General features: G+C 69.4%; 17 protein-coding genes. 6 read left to right on the top strand and 11 right to left on the bottom strand.

The genetic code is table 11. From position 1 onward, the window contains the following. Nucleotides 1–69: 69 nt before the first annotated feature. Genes EXE48_RS14880 through EXE48_RS14860 form a run of 5 tightly spaced genes read right to left on the bottom strand, consistent with a single transcriptional unit; the run spans nucleotide 70 to nucleotide 6,091 of the window. The gene (locus EXE48_RS14880; RefSeq protein WP_053770729.1) at nucleotides 70–1,023 is read right to left on the bottom strand and encodes a branched-chain amino acid ABC transporter permease; all 954 of its coding nucleotides are present in this window, start codon (nucleotides 1,021–1,023) and stop codon (nucleotides 70–72) included. After that, entirely contained in the window at nucleotides 1,024–3,120 is a 2,097-nt protein-coding gene (locus EXE48_RS14875) for an AMP-binding protein (RefSeq protein ID WP_053770728.1), read from the bottom strand. Beyond that, the gene (locus EXE48_RS14870; RefSeq protein WP_137711954.1) at nucleotides 3,121–3,954 is read right to left on the bottom strand and encodes an ABC transporter ATP-binding protein; all 834 of its coding nucleotides are present in this window, start codon (nucleotides 3,952–3,954) and stop codon (nucleotides 3,121–3,123) included. After that, nucleotides 3,954–4,808 carry an ABC transporter ATP-binding protein gene (locus tag EXE48_RS14865; RefSeq protein ID WP_241992028.1) on the bottom strand — a complete coding sequence of 285 codons (855 nt, stop codon included), beginning with the start codon at nucleotides 4,806–4,808 and terminating at the stop codon, nucleotides 3,954–3,956. Before EXE48_RS14865 ends, EXE48_RS14870 begins: the two co-directional genes overlap by 1 nt. Continuing rightward, a complete protein-coding gene (locus tag EXE48_RS14860) occupies nucleotides 4,805–6,091 on the bottom strand; it encodes an ABC transporter substrate-binding protein (protein WP_053770726.1) in 1,287 nt (428 codons plus the stop codon). The genes EXE48_RS14865 and EXE48_RS14860 overlap by 4 nt, the downstream gene beginning before the upstream one ends. Before the next feature lie 160 nt (nucleotides 6,092–6,251). Between EXE48_RS14860 and EXE48_RS14855 the strand changes: the two genes are divergently transcribed. Next, complete coding sequence (locus tag EXE48_RS14855) at nucleotides 6,252–6,647, top strand: universal stress protein (RefSeq protein WP_053770725.1); 396 nt, start codon at nucleotides 6,252–6,254, stop codon at nucleotides 6,645–6,647. A 479-nt stretch (nucleotides 6,648–7,126) separates the two neighbouring features. Here EXE48_RS14855 and EXE48_RS14850 read toward each other — a convergent pair whose 3' ends face one another. Further along, the gene (locus tag EXE48_RS14850) at nucleotides 7,127–8,200 is read right to left on the bottom strand and encodes an aldo/keto reductase (protein ID WP_137705427.1); all 1,074 of its coding nucleotides are present in this window, start codon (nucleotides 8,198–8,200) and stop codon (nucleotides 7,127–7,129) included. 146 nt (nucleotides 8,201–8,346) lie between these two features. Here EXE48_RS14850 and EXE48_RS18500 point away from each other — a divergent pair, with 146 nt between their 5' ends. The 5 genes from EXE48_RS18500 (at nucleotide 8,347) to EXE48_RS14830 (ending at nucleotide 11,529) form a co-directional block, all read left to right on the top strand. Then, nucleotides 8,347–8,523 (top strand): hypothetical protein, encoded by a 177-nt coding sequence (locus EXE48_RS18500; RefSeq protein WP_158293556.1) that lies wholly within the window; start codon nucleotides 8,347–8,349, stop codon nucleotides 8,521–8,523. A 62-nt stretch (nucleotides 8,524–8,585) separates the two neighbouring features. Further along, complete coding sequence (locus tag EXE48_RS14845; protein ID WP_137711953.1) at nucleotides 8,586–9,497, top strand: acyltransferase; 912 nt, start codon at nucleotides 8,586–8,588, stop codon at nucleotides 9,495–9,497. Nucleotides 9,498–9,609: 112 nt separating this feature from the next. Continuing rightward, nucleotides 9,610–10,203 carry a DJ-1/PfpI family protein gene (locus EXE48_RS14840; RefSeq protein ID WP_137705426.1) on the top strand — a complete coding sequence of 198 codons (594 nt, stop codon included), beginning with the start codon at nucleotides 9,610–9,612 and terminating at the stop codon, nucleotides 10,201–10,203. A gap of 17 nt (nucleotides 10,204–10,220) precedes the next feature. Then, nucleotides 10,221–11,063, top strand: a complete 843-nt coding sequence (locus tag EXE48_RS14835; RefSeq protein ID WP_137711952.1) for an Nmad3 family putative nucleotide modification protein — start codon at nucleotides 10,221–10,223, stop codon at nucleotides 11,061–11,063. 52 nt (nucleotides 11,064–11,115) lie between these two features. After that, nucleotides 11,116–11,529: a DoxX family protein gene (locus tag EXE48_RS14830; protein WP_053770720.1), complete on the top strand. Its 414-nt coding sequence runs from the start codon at nucleotides 11,116–11,118 to the stop codon at nucleotides 11,527–11,529. Nucleotides 11,530–11,611: 82 nt separating this feature from the next. Here the strand turns inward: EXE48_RS14830 and EXE48_RS14825 are convergent, their stop codons facing one another. The 5 genes from EXE48_RS14825 to EXE48_RS14805 all read right to left on the bottom strand — a co-directional run bounded on the left by EXE48_RS14825 (nucleotide 11,612) and on the right by EXE48_RS14805 (nucleotide 15,731). Continuing rightward, complete coding sequence (locus tag EXE48_RS14825; RefSeq protein WP_053770719.1) at nucleotides 11,612–12,718, bottom strand: CNNM domain-containing protein; 1,107 nt, start codon at nucleotides 12,716–12,718, stop codon at nucleotides 11,612–11,614. Nucleotides 12,719–12,805: 87 nt separating this feature from the next. Continuing rightward, complete coding sequence (gene hisS, locus EXE48_RS14820) at nucleotides 12,806–14,128, bottom strand: histidine--tRNA ligase (RefSeq protein ID WP_137705425.1); 1,323 nt, start codon at nucleotides 14,126–14,128, stop codon at nucleotides 12,806–12,808. Between the two features lie 106 nt (nucleotides 14,129–14,234). Then, nucleotides 14,235–14,690: a DUF892 family protein gene (locus tag EXE48_RS14815; RefSeq protein WP_053770717.1), complete on the bottom strand. Its 456-nt coding sequence runs from the start codon at nucleotides 14,688–14,690 to the stop codon at nucleotides 14,235–14,237. Between the two features lie 93 nt (nucleotides 14,691–14,783). Then, nucleotides 14,784–15,377: a DUF7411 family protein gene (locus tag EXE48_RS14810; protein WP_053770716.1), complete on the bottom strand. Its 594-nt coding sequence runs from the start codon at nucleotides 15,375–15,377 to the stop codon at nucleotides 14,784–14,786. Continuing rightward, the gene (locus tag EXE48_RS14805; RefSeq protein WP_053770715.1) at nucleotides 15,378–15,731 is read right to left on the bottom strand and encodes a DNA-binding protein; all 354 of its coding nucleotides are present in this window, start codon (nucleotides 15,729–15,731) and stop codon (nucleotides 15,378–15,380) included. Nucleotides 15,732–15,868: the final 137 nt, after the last annotated feature.

Raw genomic sequence — 15,868 nt, 5'->3', positions numbered from 1 at the left:
CCGCGGCCGGTCGAGTCGTCGGTACGCCGCCGGAGCGCCGCGTGGCGCGCGAACTGTGTCCGTTCATCGTCAGAGCCTCTCTATCCGCTCGGTGCCGAACAGGCCGTACGGCTTCACCAGGATGACGACGAGCAGGAGGATGAGGGGGAGTATCTCCCCGAACCCCGCGCCGAAGTTGGCCTGAACGTCCGTGAAGGGGACGTACACCGCCGTGCCGCCCACGAGGTAGTACGACCCCAGTTCCTGGAGGACGCCCACGACGATCGAGCCGATGAACGCCCCGGGGATACTGTCGAGGCCGCCCAACACGACGGCCGCGAAGATGATGATACCGGTGTTCTCGATGGAGACCGCCGCCCCGCCGCTGGAGGTCGCAAGCAGGATGCCGCCGATGGCGGTGATGGCGATCGAGAGCGTCCACGCGAGCGCGATGGTGCGCTCGATGGAGACGCCGAGCACCATCGCCGCCTGCTCGTCGCTGGCCGACGCCCGGAGGATCGACCCGGTGACGGTCTCGCGGAAGAACAGCATCAGCACGGCGACGACGACGAGCGCGATGGCGACGGCGACGGCGTACGCCGCCTGTATCGATGTGCCCAGCGGGAGACTGAGCTGGCCGCCGAACGTCAGCGCCGACGGGTACGCCTGCGCGTTCTGCCCGTACAGGAAGAAGACGACCCCTTCGAGGATGCTGCCGAGCGCCAGCGTCACGATGATGACCGACAGCACCGGCTCGCCGATGAACTGGCGGAACACGACGCGTTCGAGCACCAGCCCGAGCACGAGGCCGAGCAGGACCGTCACGAGCACCGCGGTCCACGCGGGAATCGCCGCCGGGAGCACGGTGGCCGTGCCGAAGATGACGACCCCGTACGCGCCGACCATCGCGATCTGGCCCTGCGCGAAGTTCAGGACGCCGGTCACCTTGTAGATGAGCGAGAAGCCCATCGCCACGAGCGCGTACAGCGCGCCCAGTCCGAGCCCGCTCAGCGAGATGTCGATGAACGTGACCCAGTTGACCATCTAGCTCACCTCCAGTTCGCGGTCCTCGTCGAGGACTGGTTGGTCCACGTCCACGATGCGCATCACTCCGCGTTCCTCGGACTCTCTGCCGTCTTGGTAGGTGATCGTAAGCTCCATCGCTATCTCGGTGCTGCCGTCGTACAGGGCGGTCACGAGGTCGCTGTACCGGTCCACGACGACCTCGCGGCGGAGCTTCCCGGTGCGGGTGAGCTCCCCGTCGTCGGCGTCGAACTCCTTGAAGAGGAGGACGAACCGCCGGATCGGGTTGTCGAGGTCCTCGTTGGTCTCGGCGACGACCCCGCGGAGCAGCTCTAAGACCGGTTCCTTCCGCGTCAGGTCGCTGTACCCCGCGTACTGGATGTCCCGCTGGTCGGCCCACTCCGCAACGTTGTCGTACCGGATGTTCAGCACCGCGGTGAGCTCGGCGCGGTCGTCGCCGACGACCATCGCCTCCTTCACGTAGGGGTTGAACTTCAGCTTCGTCTCGACGCTTATCGGCGCGACGGCGGTGCCGTCGCTCATCTCTAACACGTCGTCCATCCGGTCGAAGATCCGCACGTGGTCGTCGTCGGTGAGCGCGCCGAAGTCGTCGGTGTGGAGCCAGCCGTCCTCGAACGCGGCCTCCGTCTTCTCCGGCATTCCGTAGTAGCCGGAGGTGACGACCGGGCCTCGGACGAGGAGCTCGCCGCCCGGCGTGATGCCCACCTCGACGTTCGGGAACACCTCGCCGACTGTCTCGACCTGGACGTCGTCGTCGCGGTGCATCGTCACGAAGCCGCACACCTCGGACTGTCCCCAGATCTGTTTGAGCGGGACGCCCATCGCGTGGTAGTACTCGAAGTGGTCCTCCCCGAGCGGGCCGCCGCCGGTGTAGACGTTCTTCGCGCGCTTCAGCCCGATCTTGTCGAGTATGGGGCGGTACGCCACCCAGTACGACAGCCAGTGGGCGCCGCGCAGCCACGCCGGCGGCTCCTCGTCGTTCCTGTCGCCGATGACGTACTCGGCGTACTTCTCGCCGATGCTCGTCGCCGTCTCGTACACCCAGCGCTTGAGCCGGGTGGTGTTCTCGATCTTCGCCTTGACGTCCGCGACCCACGCCTCGTACCGCTTCGGCGACGAGAAGATGATCTCGGGTCCGATCTCCCGGAGGTCGTCCTCCTCGGTCTCGGGCTGTTCCGGGAAGTTCGCGGTCCAGCCGGCGACGAACGCGGCCGCGAGCAGGATCATCTGCTCGCCCACCCACGCCATCGGGAGGTACGAGAAGTAGTCCGACTCCTTCGGCAGCGGGTCGATGTCGATGGCGGCGTTGGCGAGGTTTACGAGGTTGAAATGCGAGAGCCGGACGCGTTTCGGCATCCCCGTCGTCCCGGAGGTGGGCGCGAGCATCGCGGTCGCCTCCGCGGGCACGGCCTGGATCTCGGACGCGAGGTAATCGTCGCTCACGGCCCCGGACTCGCGGCGCTCACGGCCGCGCTCCTCGACGTCCTCGTATGCGACGATCTCCGGGTCGCCCGGCTCGGTCTTCTCGCCGTTCTCGTACCGGAACATCCCCTTGTCGTCCCGGTAGATGATGGTCGACAGCGACGGCACGTCGTCCGAGACGAGGAGGAGCTTGTCCACCATCTCCTGGTCTTCCGCGTACACGATCTCCGGCTCCATCAAGCGGAGCTGCTTCTCGATGTCCTCGGGCAGCATGTCCTCGTAGTTCGGGGCCGCCATCCCGCCGAGGGACTGCGCGGCGATCCACGCCCACAGCTGGTGCGGGCGGTTGTAGCCGATGGTGAACAGCACGTCCTCGTCGCCGAACCCGTACTCCTCCAAGCCGAGCGCGAACCGCTCCACCCGGTCGTAGTACTCCTCCCAGGTGAACTCCTGCCAGACCCCGTACCGCTTCCAGCGCAGGGCGATGTCGTCCGGGTGCTCGGCGGCGTGGTCGATGAGTATCTCGGGGAGCGCCCGGTCGGAGACGATGGGAACCGACTCGCCCTCCGGCGCGGTCAGGACGCGCTCGACGGAGAGCCCCGAGTCGGCGGCGGCGCCCGACTCGGCGGAGCCGCCGGACGCGACGCCGTCGCTCTCGGCGTTGTCGGCCGCCATCTACTCGACCCCCGTGTAGACGCGGGCGACCTCGGGGTCGTTCGTCACCTCCTCGGGCGGCCCGCGGGCGATGACGCCGCCCTTCTGCATGACGATCATCCGCTCGGAGACGGCGGTGACGACTTCGAGGTCGTGCTCGATCATCACGAGCGTCAGCCCCTCCTCCTCGTGGAGGTCGGTCAGGAAGCGGATCATGTCGTACTTCTCGTCGAAGGTGAGCCCGCTCATCGCCTCGTCGAGCAGGAGCACGTCCGGTTCGAGCGCGAGCGAGCGGGCGAGGTCGACGCGCCGCTGGACCCCCAGCGGCAGCGTCGACACCGTCGTGTGGCGGTGTTCCCACAGTTCGAGGTAGTCGAGGATCTCCTCGACGAACCGCATGTTCTCGGCCTCCGTCTTCCGGCCGCCGCCGTAGTACAGCATCGCCGAGAGCACGTTCGGGCGCTCGGCGACGGCCCGGGTCGTCATCACGTTCTCCAAGACGTCCTCGCTCTCGAACAGCTCCAATCCCTGGAACGTCCGCCCGATGCCGTGGCGCGCGCGGTAGTGTTCCGGCCTGCCGCTGACCTCCTCGCCGTTCAGGAACACCTCGCTGCCGGCGTCCGGCGTGTAGAAGCCGTTGAGGATATTCAACAGCGTGGTCTTCCCGGCCCCGTTCGGCCCGACGATCGACACCCACTCGCCGTCGGCGACGCCGAGGTCCACGTCGTCAACGGCGGTGATCGAGCCGAACGTCTTGGTCACGTTCCGGCAGCCGATCGCGGCAGCCTCAGGGGAGACGTGGGCCCCGCCCCTGAGCGCTGCCGCCGGCGTCTCGGCCTCCTGATCGGCGCTCATCAGGTCCACCTCTTGCGGATCTTGTAGTGTCTGACGTCGGTGTAGCGGGAGTCCTCGCCCGACGTGCCGAGGTAGAACTCCTTGATCTCCTCGCGCTGGACCAGCTCGTCGGCCGGATCGTGGAGCTCTATCTGCCCGTTCTCCATGACGTAGCCGTAGTCGGCGATCCCGAGCGTGCGCTTGGCGTTCTGGTCAGCGATGAGCATCGTGATGTCCTCCCGCCTGTTGATCTCCACGAGCGTCTCGAAGATGTCCCTGACAAGCTTCGGCGCGAGCCCGAGCGACGGCTCGTCCAACAGAAGCAGGTTCGGCCGGTGGATGAGCGCTCGCGCGATGACGAGCATCTGCTGTTGGCCGCCGCTGGCGTAGCCCGCCTTGAGGTCCATGATGTCCTCCAACTGCGGGAAGTACTCGAAGGCGATCTGGTAGTCGTCCTCGTCGAACCGGAACCGGCGGCCCTCGCGGTAGAGCCCGCACCGGAGGTTCTCTTCAACGGTGAGGTCCTCGAACACCCGCCTGCCTTCGAGGATGTGCGTGATACCGCGTCCGACCATCTCGTTGGCACCGTCGTTGGTCACGTCCTCGCCGCGGTATAACACCCTTCCGCGGGTGACCTCGCCGCGCTCGCTCCGACCGATGCCGCTTATCATCTTCAGGATCGTCGACTTGCCCGCGCCGTTCGGGCCGAGCAGCGCGACGATGTCGCCCTCGTCGGCCGACATCGAGACGCCCTGAACGGCGAGGAAGTGCCGGTCGTAGACGATCTCGACGTTGTCGAGTTCGACGACCGGGACGTCGCCGTCGCCCGTCGCGTCCGCCGCGTCCGCGGTCATTTGCTCGTCGGTCGCCATCATAGTCCGATCCAGGAGTCGCGGCGGGGCAGTTCGACGCTGGTGTCGAAGCTCAGGCTGCCGTCGGTGACCTCGAACAGCCGCCCGTTCATCGTCGGGCGGCGGTCGCCCGCCTCGTAGCTGAACGGCTCGGCGAGCCCGAACATGTCGTCGTCCTCGATGCCGAACATCCCCTGTCTGACGTTCGGTCCGCTCGTGACGTCGTTCCCGGCCTCGGCCGCGTTCTGCATGCCCTTCAGCGCGAGCAGGGCGTGGATCACGCCGCGCACGTAATTGAGCTGAGCGATCTCGGGGTCGTCCATGCTGCGCCCCTCGCGCTCGAAGTTCGCCTCGATGATCTCCGCGCCGCGGCCGCCGCTGTCGAGCGCGCCCTGAAACGTGCGGAACGCGTTGACGTATCGCACGCCTTCGAAAATGTCGGGCGACTGCTGGACCACGCGCTCGTCGACGGTGTAGGTCAGGCCGCACACCGTCAGGTCGGGGTAGATGTCCTGTCGGTCCTCCAATAGCACCCGCATCGGCGCAGACGTGTTCTGGTGAATGAGGTAGTCGATCTCTTGGTCGCGGGCCTGCCTGAGCTGCGTGGTCGCGGAGTTGGCGGTCAGCGGGAGGTTGATGTCCGGGGCCACGTCAAGCCCGAGCTCCTCGGCGTACTGCTTGCCGCCCTCGACGGGCGAGCGCCCGAACGCCGTGTTAGAGAAGATGAACCCGACCGTCGCCTCGGGGTCGTTGTCAGCGATCCACCGCAGGTGCGCGCGGGCCTGACTGGTGTAATCGAGGTTCCCGAAGAAGTTGTACGGGAACTCCTCGGTGACGAGGTTCGCGGAGTACGACGCGGAGACGTACACCACCTCGTCGTCCGCGACGGTGCCCGCCAGCGCCTCGGTGTCTGCGGTCCCCCAGCCGATGATCAGCGGCGGCGACGACTCCGAGGTGTACTGCTGGTAGTACTGCTGGGCCTGCGGCACCTCGTAGGCGTAGTCGTTGTTCGGGTGGTCGATGCTCACGTCGAACAGGTCGTTCTCGTTGATGTAGGTGATAGTGTCGCGAGAGCCGATGGCCGTCGGCCGGCCCACGTCGGAGGTCGCGCCGCTCTCGTCGTATATCCCGGGTACCGTGACGGAGTCGGCCATGCCCCCGTTCCCCCCGCCGCCGCTGCCGTCTCCGCCGTCCCCGCCGCCGATACAGCCGGCGAGCGCCAGCGTCGCCGCTCCGGCGGCACCGCTTTTCAGGACGTTGCGCCGCCGATATAGCCTCGTCGAATTTCCCGTGTTATCAGTTGTCATGAGTGTCTACCTACTACCCAGAGCCACATACTACATAATCATTAGGGATAGATTCACTCGCCTGCGGGCGGTTATCCGGTCGCCGCCGCGCTCGCGGGCGTCGTGCGGATCGATCCGGTGCGCCGAAACAGTCAAATGCGAGTGCCGCGACGGCTGTCGCATGTTCACGTTTGTTGTGGGTATCGACACGGACGAGGACCGGGCCACCGCGCAGGCCGAGACGATCGCGTCGATGCCGCTGGAGGCGGACGACGTGACGGCGGTCCTCGTCCACTCGTTCAGCGAGAACAAGGGGGGCGGCACCGTCGAGCAGGTCAAGTCGGTTCGGGTCGCTCGGTCGCGGCTCGAGGACGCCGGGATCGAGGTGACACCCGAGGGGTACGGCGGCGACCCGGCCCGAGCGATCCTCAACGTCGCCGACGAGCACGACGCCGACCAGATCGTCGTCGCCGGGCGGAAGCGCACCCCGACCGGGAAGGTCCTGTTCGGCAGCGTCACGCAGAGCGTCATTCTCGACACCGAACGGCCGGTCCTCGTCTGTAGCGGGGGCGACTAAGACGGGTCGACCCCGGCGGCCGGCAGTCGAGCCTCCCGGGCAGTCCGAGCGGTCCAGCGGCTCGGGCAGTCCGGCAGTCTAGCGGCACGGGCAGTCAGGGCGGTCTAGCATCTCAGGCAGTCCGGGCGACCGGTCGGCAGTCGGGCGGTCACCGCGACCGCGGCCGCCGGTCGTCGGAGACCGTCGCGATCAGTTTATATCCGCGAGCGAGTAGATCGCACCGTGGTGGCGATGACGAGTCGGTTACCCCCACTGAGCCCCCTGTGACGACGGGTTTCCACCGAGCCACCTTCCGCCCTCGCCAGCGGCGCGACCGTGCCGCCCCCGAGCGGTCGTCGACACCCCGCGGGGCGGCGCCGAGCGACGGAGCGCGGTGAAAGTGATTCAGCGCCGTGTCAACTGCACGCAGTCCGGCGGTTTCGAGGCGAAAAGGGCGGGTCGGTCGGCGTCGATCGCTCGGCGGACGAGGGTGCCCCCGGTCAGTACGAGGCGGCGCGCTTGTCGAGGCCGGCGGCCTCGATGTCCTCGCCGTCGACGGAGGTACGGAGCACGTCCATCCCGTCGTCGCGGTCGACGTCGAAGTTACGGGCGTACAGCTCCTCCAAGCGCTCGTACTCGGCGTCGGAGATCGGCGGCACGTCGGCGGCGGCGCTCCACTCGGCGATGTCGTCGCCGTCGCGGAAGGTGGGCGTGACGGACGCGACCTCGTCGTGCGCGAGCAGCCAGCGGATCGCGGCCTGCGCCATCGTCCGGGTCCCCTCGACGCCCTCCGGGTCTTCGAGGAAGCGGATCGCCTCCACCTTCTCCCAGCCGGTCTCGTACCACTCCTTCGGCCGGTGCGAGCGGTGGTCGCCGTCCTCGAGGACGGTGTCGGGTGTCACCTGCTCGTTGAGCAGGCCGGAGGAGTGCGGGACGCGCGCGATGACGGAGGTGTCCGAATCGCTCTCGCGGACCGTCTCGACGAAGTGGCGGCCGGGCTCCTGCTCGAAGAGGTTGAAGACGGTCTGGACCGCGTCGAACTCCTCGTACTCGACGGCCGCGTCGCCCTCGGCGAGCCAGCCGATCGAGGGGCCGAGCGCCCAGCCGAGCGCGCGGACGCGCCCGTCTTCCTTCCACTCGCGGAGGAGGTCGCGCACCTCGGGCGTCACCTCGTCGACGTTGGCGTTGTGGAGCTGGAGCACGTCGACGTAGTCGGTGTCGAGGCGGTCCAGCGAGGCCTCGAACGCCTCCGTGAGGTACTCGCGGTTGAGCTCCTTCGGGAGCTCGCCGTGGCCGGCCTGCGGGTTGTCGTAGAAGTCGTAGCCGATCTTCGTCGACAGCGTCACCTCGTCGCGGCGGCCGTCGATCGCCTCGCCGATGATCGCCTCGCTGTCGCCGTGGCCGTACACGTCGCCCGTGTCGACGTAGGTGACGCCCGCGTCGAGCGCCTCCTCGACCATCGCGACCGCCTGGTCGTCCGAGCGGTCGCCCCACCAGTCGGTGCCGACGACCCACGCGCCGAAGCCGATCTCCGAGACCTCGACGCCCGAGTTACCGAGTTCGCGGTGTTCCATACCGGCCGCTTGGCGGTCGGGACACTTATCGGGCGCGGTCGCTCTCGGCGCCGTGGAACCGACCCCGGCACGGCAGCGACGGACCGCCGTCTCGGGCCGCGGCCGGCACCGGTGGATATTACTCGCCCGTCGCCGATCCGACGTTCATGGACGACGCCCTCCGCCGGCGGCTCGACGCCGTCGTCGCCCTGCTCGCGGTCGTCGCCGTCGTCTCGGTCACCGCCCTGCTGCTCTCGTTCGGCAGGGCTGCGATCGCCCCGGTCTTCACCGTCGCGTTCGTCGGCGTCCTCGCGGGCCTGTTCGTCCGCGCCGAGCTGTACTGACGGATCGGGCGCCGCGGTCGCACAACCGAATCCATTTGAGGGGCGGCGACGAAGGTGGGCCGATGACAAAGCGACACGTGTCCCTGCCCGACGGCGCCGAGGCCGGGGTCCGAGGGTTCATCGACGAGGTGGACGAGCGGCTCTCCTCGGACGAGGACACCTGCGAGGTCGTCCGCGACGTGCTGATCGACCTCCACGGCGACCGGGAGGCGTGGGAGGCGTGGCAGGACGGCGAGTCGGTGTCGCGCGCCGAGCGCGTCCGCCTCCAGGGATACGACCCGTGTAACGCGACCCTGGAGTCGGAGTACTACGCCGAGAAAGACGAGGACCGCTTCCGGCGCTCGAAGCACCTCCAGTGGCTCTGGCGGCAGTTCGACGCCACGCCGATGGCCGACAACGTCGAGTTCGCGCTCCGCTTCCGGCAGATGCTCGGGAACCACCTGTTCGCCGAGTGCGGGGACGACTGCCGCTTTTTCAAGGGCATCTCCGTCACCTACGGCCACAACATCGAGGTCGGCGACAACGTCGTGATCCACGACGACGTCCACCTCGACGACCGCGGGAAGCTGACGATCGGCGACCGCGCCTCCATCTCCGACGGCGTCCACCTCTACAGCCACGACCACGACATCGTCGACCAGACGGAGGTCCGGAACTTCCACACGATCGTCGGGGACGACGCCCGGGTCACCTACGACGCGATGGTCAGGGCGGGCTGCCGGATCGGCGAGAACAGCGTCGTCGGCGCGCGCTCCGTGGTTCAAGGCGACGTGCCCGACCACCACGTCGTCGTGGGGTCGCCCGCGCGCTCCGTCCGCGTGAAGCCCGGGTGGGAGGATGTCGCCGACGACCTCGAAGACGGGCGGCTCCCCGACAACCAGGACGGGCGCGAGATCGAGTACGAGCTCCCCGAGGACCTCGATCAGTTCGACGAGTTCCGACGGGACCTCCGGCCGCCGAACCGACCGCGCTGACGCCGCCGTGCGGCCGACCCCGCGGAAGACCTGAACCGGAGCGCGTGGTGTGTTACCGCTCGCCAGCATCGTTATCCGACAGTAGCACGTACCGGCGACCGGTGGTACACGCATGACAGGACAGCGCATACTGATGATCGTCGGCGACTTCGGAGAGGACTACGAGATCATGGTCCCGTTCCAGGCGCTTCAGGCGGTCGGCCACGAGGTCCACGCGGTCTGCCCGGACCGGGAAGCGGGCGAGACGGTCAAGACCGCGATCCACGACTTCCGCGGCGACCAGACGTACTTGGAGGAGCGCGGCCACGACTTCGAGCTCACCCACGGCCTCGACGAGGTCGACCCGGCCGACTACGACGCCCTGGTCGTTCCCGGCGGGCGCGCCCCCGAGTACCTCCGCGGCTACGACGAGGTGCTCGACGCGGTGCGGCACTTCTTCGAGGCGGACAAGCCCGTCGCGTCGATCTGTCACGGCCCGCAGATCCTCGCGGCCGCGGGCGTGCTCGACGGCTACGAGATGACGGCGTACCCGGCGGTCAGGCCCGAGGTCGAGGCCGCCGGCTGCTCGTGGGTCGACGGCGTGACGACCGACGGCAACCTCGTCACCGGGCAGGCGTGGCCCGACCACCCCGAGTGGATCGCGCAGTTCCTCGACCTCCTCGGGACCGAGGTCGAACACGAGGAGCCCGCCGCGACGGCGGACTGAGTCCCCGACTGTTCCGCATGCCCGACCCCCGTGCGGTCGCCGTCAACGTCGCCGCCAACACGAACGAGCCGGGGTTCCGCGGCCCCGTCTACCCGGACGGCTCCTTCGCGTACGTCCCGATCCCCGAGCCGGCGGCGACGCTGCCGCGCGACCGGTTCCCGGTCGACGAGCCGCTCCCGACGTACGGCGACCTCGACCTCCCCTTCGCGGTCCCCGCCGACCTGCGCGGGACGCCGGTCCACGCCGACCCCGAGTTCCCGGGCGTCCACGGCCGCGAGCGGGCGACCTACGGCGACCCGTACGCCGTGAAGGCGGGCCGGATCGCCGCCCTCGACCCCGGCGACTGGCTCCTCTTCTACGCGACGCTCACGCTGCGGCCGCGCGACTGGGCGGGACCGGGTGACGGGTGTCCCGACGACGCGACCGGCGACCGCGACGGCGGAACGGACGACCGCGACGGCGCGTGGCTCCGCGAGCGAGGGGTCGCCGTCGACGACGACCTCGCCCCCGACTGGGGCGCGTACCTCTTCGCGGGGATGCGGGTCGAGCGGGTGCTCGCTACGGACGGCGGCGGCGACGCCGTCGACCGCGCGGCCGCCGTGAGGGCCGCGCCGACCAACGCGCACCTGAAGCGCGACCCGTTCGACGCCCGCGTCGTCGCGGTCGGCGACCCGGCGGTGTCGGGCCCGTTCGACCGCGTCGTCCCGCTGAGCGCGCCCGACGCCGGGAGCGAGGCGAACCGGATCGTCACCGACCTGTCGAGCGACTCCGGGAAGGGCCCGTGGTGGCGCCGCCCGATGGCCTTCGACGCGGCGGCGACGGGGCGGCTGCTGGCGCGGATCGATGCGGTCCGAGGATGAGCCGTGGCTGGCGCCACCGCGATTTATACTGTCGGCTGCCGTTACGAGACGTATGAGCGACGACGAACCCACTGAGACGACCGCGGAGAGCGACGGTCGCGGCGCGCCCTCGCGGCTCGGCCGCGTCCTGCTCGGCGTCGGCCTCGCCGCGCAGGCCTCGGAGGACTTCCGCGACATGGACGACACGATCGAGTACGCCGAGTCGGCGGGCGTCCCGATGCCGGACCTCGCCGCGCCGTTCGCCTCCGGCATGATGGTGGTCGCCGGCCTCGGCATCGCGCTCTGGCGGCTTCCCCGGATCGCGACCGGCGCGGCGGTCGCGTTCCTGACCGTCGTGACCGCGACGATGCACGACTTCTGGAACGCCGACGAGGACGACAAGAGCGGCGAGCGGCTCGCCTTCTTCGGGAACCTCGCGATGCTCGGCGGCGCGCTGGTGTTCCTGCGCGAGGCGTACAAGCGGTGAACGGCGGCGCGGAGCGCGGGGCCGAGGTTCCGGCCGCCTGTTTTTGATCAGCCGCCGGATCGGCGGCGGACACCGGCGTCTCTTATAGGTTCCCGGCGTCCAGCGGGTCTTCGAGCTGGCCCATCACCGCTTCCATGGCGTCCGTCGCAGTGATCAGGCCGACGACCTCGCCGTCCTCGATGACTAAGGCGAGCTCCTGGGACTCCGCCTGGAACCGGTCGAACGCGTCGCTGACGCTCGCGTCCGCCGCGACCGTCATCGGCGGGGCGGCGACCTCGGCGAACGTCAGGTCGCCGTCGCGAAGCTCGTCGTAGCGGCTCACGATCGAGGGGGCGTACACGATCCCCTCGAAGTCGGTCAGGTCGTCGCCGACGAGCGGGAAGCGGGTGTGCGGCGTGTCCCGGATCCGGTCGAGGTTCTCGTCGACGGACGCCCCCGTCGTCAGCGAGACGACCTCCTCGGGCGCGGTCATCACGTCCGCGACGGTCACCCGGTCGACGTCGAGCGCGTTGAGGACCTCCTCGCGGCGCTCCTCTGGGAGTTCGACCTCCTCCATCATCGACCCGAGACGGTTGCGGAGCTCGGCGCGCGTCTCCAGTACCTCCTCTTCGGCCTCGGTCCACGAGGCGGTCATCTCGACGCCGAACAGTCCGAGCGTCGCCTTCGCGACCCAGTCGCCGACCTTGATCAGCGGCGAGATGAGCCACGCGAACCAGTAGAGCGGCCGCGAGCCGTACCGGGCGACCTGCTTCGAGCGCTCGACGCCGAGGTACGTCGGCGTCTGCTCGCCGTGGGTCAGGTGGACCATGTTGATGAGGAAGAAGCCGAGGAAGGACCCGGCGCTGGCCGAAGCCAGCGCCGTGTTCTCGAAGACCGGCGCGAAGAGCGCGGTGTTCTCGAAGATCGGCGTGAAAAGCGCCGCCAGCCCCGGCTCGGCGACGATACCGAGCGCGATGGACGTGCCGGAGATCCACACCTGACAGGTCGTGAGGTAGAACTCCAGGTCGTCGGTCATCTCCCAGGCGCGCCGCAGCCCCGGCGTGTCCATCTCCGACTCGGGATACTGCCGGAGACGCGTCAGCCCGAACTCGATAGCCACGAAGTACGCGTTGATCAGGATGAGGAGGACCCCCGCGGCCACGCGGAGGGCGACCTCGGTCGGGGGCATCGCCGTCGCGAGCGGGATCATCGTCTCCACCGTCCCGACGCGCGACCCAAAAGCGTTCAGGGATCGCGTCGCCCGGCCGGCGGGACGGGTCACGGGCGCGCCGCGCCGTTACTCGTAGTCCTCGTAGGTCGGCAGCCCCTCGTCCGGCGGGAACTCCTCGACCGGGACCGTCGTCTCGTCGCCGCTCGCCATGTCCTTCACCGTGTACTCGCCGTTCTCCAGGTCGCGCTCGCCGACGACGACGACAGTCTCGGCGTTGATCGAGTCTGCGTAGCCCAGCTGGGCGCCGAACGAGCGGCCGGAGACGTCCTGCTCGACGACCACGTCGTCGCCAAGCGCGCGGAGGTCGCCCGCGAGCGCGGCCGCCTCGCTCCGCGTGTCGCCCACGCTGAGCACGTAGTAGTCCGTCGTCAGCTCCTCGTCGGGCCAGACGCCGGCGCGCTGGCAGAGCAGCTTGAGCGTCGCGTGCCCGGGGGCGACCCCGACCGCGGGAGTGGGCTGCCCGCCGAAGCTCTCGATGAGGTCGTCGTAGCGGCCGCCGCCGAAGACGGACCGGGACACCTCGCCGGTGGAGTCGAAGCACTCGAAGACGACGCCGGTGTAGTAGTCGAGCCCGCGGGCGGTGGTCAGCGACACCTCGCAGAACTCGCCCGCGCCGAAGTCGTCGGCCGCGGCGAGGACGTTCCGGAGGTTCTCGACCGCGGCCTCGACCGCCTCGCCGCCGGCCTCGGCGACCGCGTCGAGGTCGGCGACCGTCTCCACGTCCGCGATGAGGTCGTCGAAGTCGCGCGCGGTGTCGCGGGCGAGGCCCGCGTCCGAGAGGAGCCCGAGGTACTCGCCGTCGTCGACCTTCGCGCGCTTGTCGACCGCGCGGATCGCGGCCGCGGTGTCGACCGCGTCGGGGTCCGCCGCGAGCGAGCGGACGAGGCCGCCGAGGATGTCGCGGTGGGAGACCCGGAACTCGAAGTCGTCGCCGGTGAGCCCGAGGTCGGTCAGGGCGTCGGCGGCGACCGCGAGCACCTCGGCGTCGGCCTCGGGCGCCGACGAGCCGAACACGTCGATGTTCGTCTGGTAGAACTCGCGGAACCGGCCCTGCTGGACCTGCTCGTAGCGCCAGAACGGGCGGGTGGACACCCACTTGATCGGCTTCGACAGCTCCTGCCCCTTCGCGACGACCATCCGGGCGACGGTCGGGGTGAGCTCCGGGGTCATCGAGACGCCGCGGCCGCCCTTGTCGTCGAAGGCGTACAGCTCCTCGACGATCTCCTCGCCGGACTTGTCGACGTACATCTCCGTCCGCTCCAAGGCGGGGGTGGCGATCTCCCGGAAGCCGTGCCGGGCCGCGGCGTCCTCGACCGCGTCGGTCACCTCGCGGCGGGCGGACTGCTCGCCGGGGTAGAAGTCGCGGAATCCCTTGAGGCCGTCGTACATACGCGTCGCTTCGGCGAGCGCCCGCTTGAAAGCATCCTTTCGGGGGCGGCGATCGCGGACGTCGACGTGGAGGTCGCGGACGTCGAAACGCGGCGCCTCGCCCGGTCTACTCGCGCTGGTACTCCTTCTGGAACCCGCGGAACTCGGTCCGGTGGGCCTCCTCGTCCGAGAGCAGCGTCACGGCGAGGTCTTCGGTGACCGGATCGCCCGCCTCGTCGGCGGCGTCGACCAGCTCGCGGTACGTCGCGATCGCGTCCTCCTCTGCGTCCAGCACGCCGTTGATGACGGCAAGCACGTCCGTCGAGTCCTCGGGCGGCTGTAGCGACTCCTGGCCGGCCGTGAACTCGGCGGAGCCGGGCGGCCGCGCGTCGAGCTGTTTGAGCCGCTGGCCGAGCTGTTCGGCGTGGCCGAGCTCCTCCTGGACGTCCTGTTTGAGGCTCTCTTTGATCTCCTCGGCGCGGACGCCGTCGAGGACGATCGCGTTCGTCTGGTAGTTCATCACGGTCTCGATCTCGTCGGCGTACGCCGTCCGGAGCAGGTCGACGACTCGGTCGGATGACATGGTCGACGCTACGACCCCGGGGTCGAAAGTAGTTCCGGCACTTCCGGGCCGACGGGAGGCCGCCGACCGCGGGCGGAGCGCCGCACCGGCCGGTCAGTCGCTCCGGCCGTGGACGTACGTCTGGTCGTGGTCGGGGAACACGTCGCCGACGGTCCCCTCGCCGTACTGGTCCGCGATGAGCGTGCGGAGCTCGTCCTCGTAGTCCGCCTTCGGGACCTCTTCGCTCGGGCCCTGCTGGACGTCGAAGGTGGCGTCGACGAGCTGGTCGACGGCGTGGCGACCGAACCCGGAGAGCGGTGAGATGTAATCGATCCCGTTGCGGTCTTCGAGGCTCTGCGCCTGCGCCCGCGACACCGTGGGGACGCGGTCGTCGCGGCGGGTGCCGTCCGCGATGGCGTCGACGTCGAGCGCGGCGATGGTCTCTAAGGCGTGCTCGTGGACGCGCTGGATCCCGTTGCGCGGGTAGCCGTCCGCGACCATGGTCTCGGCCGCGTTCTCGGCGACCTCCGGGTCGAGCTCGACGCGCTCGAACGGGAACCCGAGCTCGGCGGCCGCCCGCTCCGCGTGCTCCCAGTCGTCCGTGAGCCCGAAGCTCCCGGTGACGCAGCGGACCTCGTAGAACCGGTCGAGCAGGTGGGCGGCCAGCGAGGAGTCTTTCCCCCCGCTGTACAGCAGCGCGAGCTCCATCTACCGGTGGCGGATGTCGAAGCTCTTCTGGTCGGGCTGGAGCTCCTTGAGGAGCTCGCGCATCTGCTCTTCGTCGATCTGTCCCTGAATCCGCCCGCTCTGCGCCAGCGCGGCGACCTGCTGTTTCACCTTCTCGCCGAACTGCGGCTTGGACATCTCGACCGCGTTGAGCCGCTGGCGGGCGCCGTCCGTGAGGTACTGTTTCAGCACGGCCTCCTGCTGGGCCTCGGCGCGCTCCTGGGCCTGCTGTTGGGCCTCGGCGGCGTCGCCCTCGCCGCCCTGCCGCTCGCGGAGCTCCTCCATCTTCTGTTCGCGCAGTTCCTCGAGCCGTTCGTCGTCGGGGTTACCGCTCATACACGCCCGTTCTCGGTCCGTGCGAAAAACCATTTCGGAGGTCGGGATCCGCACGGAGCGGCCGGAGCCGCCGTCGCGGCGTCGGCGCCGACGGGGGCGGTCCGCGCCGTTTAAACCGGTCCTCGGCGTAGCGGGCG

Source organism: Halorubrum sp. ASP1 (assembly GCF_005435135.1).
GTDB lineage: Archaea > Halobacteriota > Halobacteria > Halobacteriales > Haloferacaceae > Halorubrum > Halorubrum tropicale.
This window is presented reverse-complemented; position numbering and strand designations above follow the sequence as displayed.

Bases quoted from the DNA above. Each gene is read 5' to 3' on its own strand.
- EXE48_RS14835 (WP_137711952.1), top strand. From the start codon at position 10,221: ATGCCCGACCCCCGTGCGGTCGCCGTCAACGTCGCCGCCAACACGAAC.
- EXE48_RS14855 (WP_053770725.1), top strand. From the start codon at position 6,252: ATGTTCACGTTTGTTGTGGGTATCGACACGGACGAGGACCGGGCCACC.
- EXE48_RS14870 (WP_137711954.1), bottom strand. From the start codon at position 3,954: ATGAGCGCCGATCAGGAGGCCGAGACGCCGGCGGCAGCGCTCAGGGGC.
- EXE48_RS14845 (WP_137711953.1), top strand. From the start codon at position 8,586: ATGACAAAGCGACACGTGTCCCTGCCCGACGGCGCCGAGGCCGGGGTC.
- EXE48_RS14860 (WP_053770726.1), bottom strand. From the start codon at position 6,091: ATGACAACTGATAACACGGGAAATTCGACGAGGCTATATCGGCGGCGC.
- EXE48_RS14815 (WP_053770717.1), bottom strand. From the start codon at position 14,690: ATGTCATCCGACCGAGTCGTCGACCTGCTCCGGACGGCGTACGCCGAC.
- EXE48_RS14830 (WP_053770720.1), top strand. From the start codon at position 11,116: ATGAGCGACGACGAACCCACTGAGACGACCGCGGAGAGCGACGGTCGC.
- EXE48_RS14840 (WP_137705426.1), top strand. From the start codon at position 9,610: ATGACAGGACAGCGCATACTGATGATCGTCGGCGACTTCGGAGAGGAC.
- hisS (WP_137705425.1), bottom strand. From the start codon at position 14,128: ATGTACGACGGCCTCAAGGGATTCCGCGACTTCTACCCCGGCGAGCAG.
- EXE48_RS14810 (WP_053770716.1), bottom strand. From the start codon at position 15,377: ATGGAGCTCGCGCTGCTGTACAGCGGGGGGAAAGACTCCTCGCTGGCC.
- EXE48_RS14880 (WP_053770729.1), bottom strand. From the start codon at position 1,023: ATGGTCAACTGGGTCACGTTCATCGACATCTCGCTGAGCGGGCTCGGA.
- EXE48_RS14825 (WP_053770719.1), bottom strand. From the start codon at position 12,718: ATGATCCCGCTCGCGACGGCGATGCCCCCGACCGAGGTCGCCCTCCGC.
- EXE48_RS14875 (WP_053770728.1), bottom strand. From the start codon at position 3,120: ATGGCGGCCGACAACGCCGAGAGCGACGGCGTCGCGTCCGGCGGCTCC.
- EXE48_RS14805 (WP_053770715.1), bottom strand. From the start codon at position 15,731: ATGAGCGGTAACCCCGACGACGAACGGCTCGAGGAACTGCGCGAACAG.
- EXE48_RS14850 (WP_137705427.1), bottom strand. From the start codon at position 8,200: ATGGAACACCGCGAACTCGGTAACTCGGGCGTCGAGGTCTCGGAGATC.
- EXE48_RS14865 (WP_241992028.1), bottom strand. From the start codon at position 4,808: ATGATGGCGACCGACGAGCAAATGACCGCGGACGCGGCGGACGCGACG.
- EXE48_RS18500 (WP_158293556.1), top strand. From the start codon at position 8,347: ATGGACGACGCCCTCCGCCGGCGGCTCGACGCCGTCGTCGCCCTGCTC.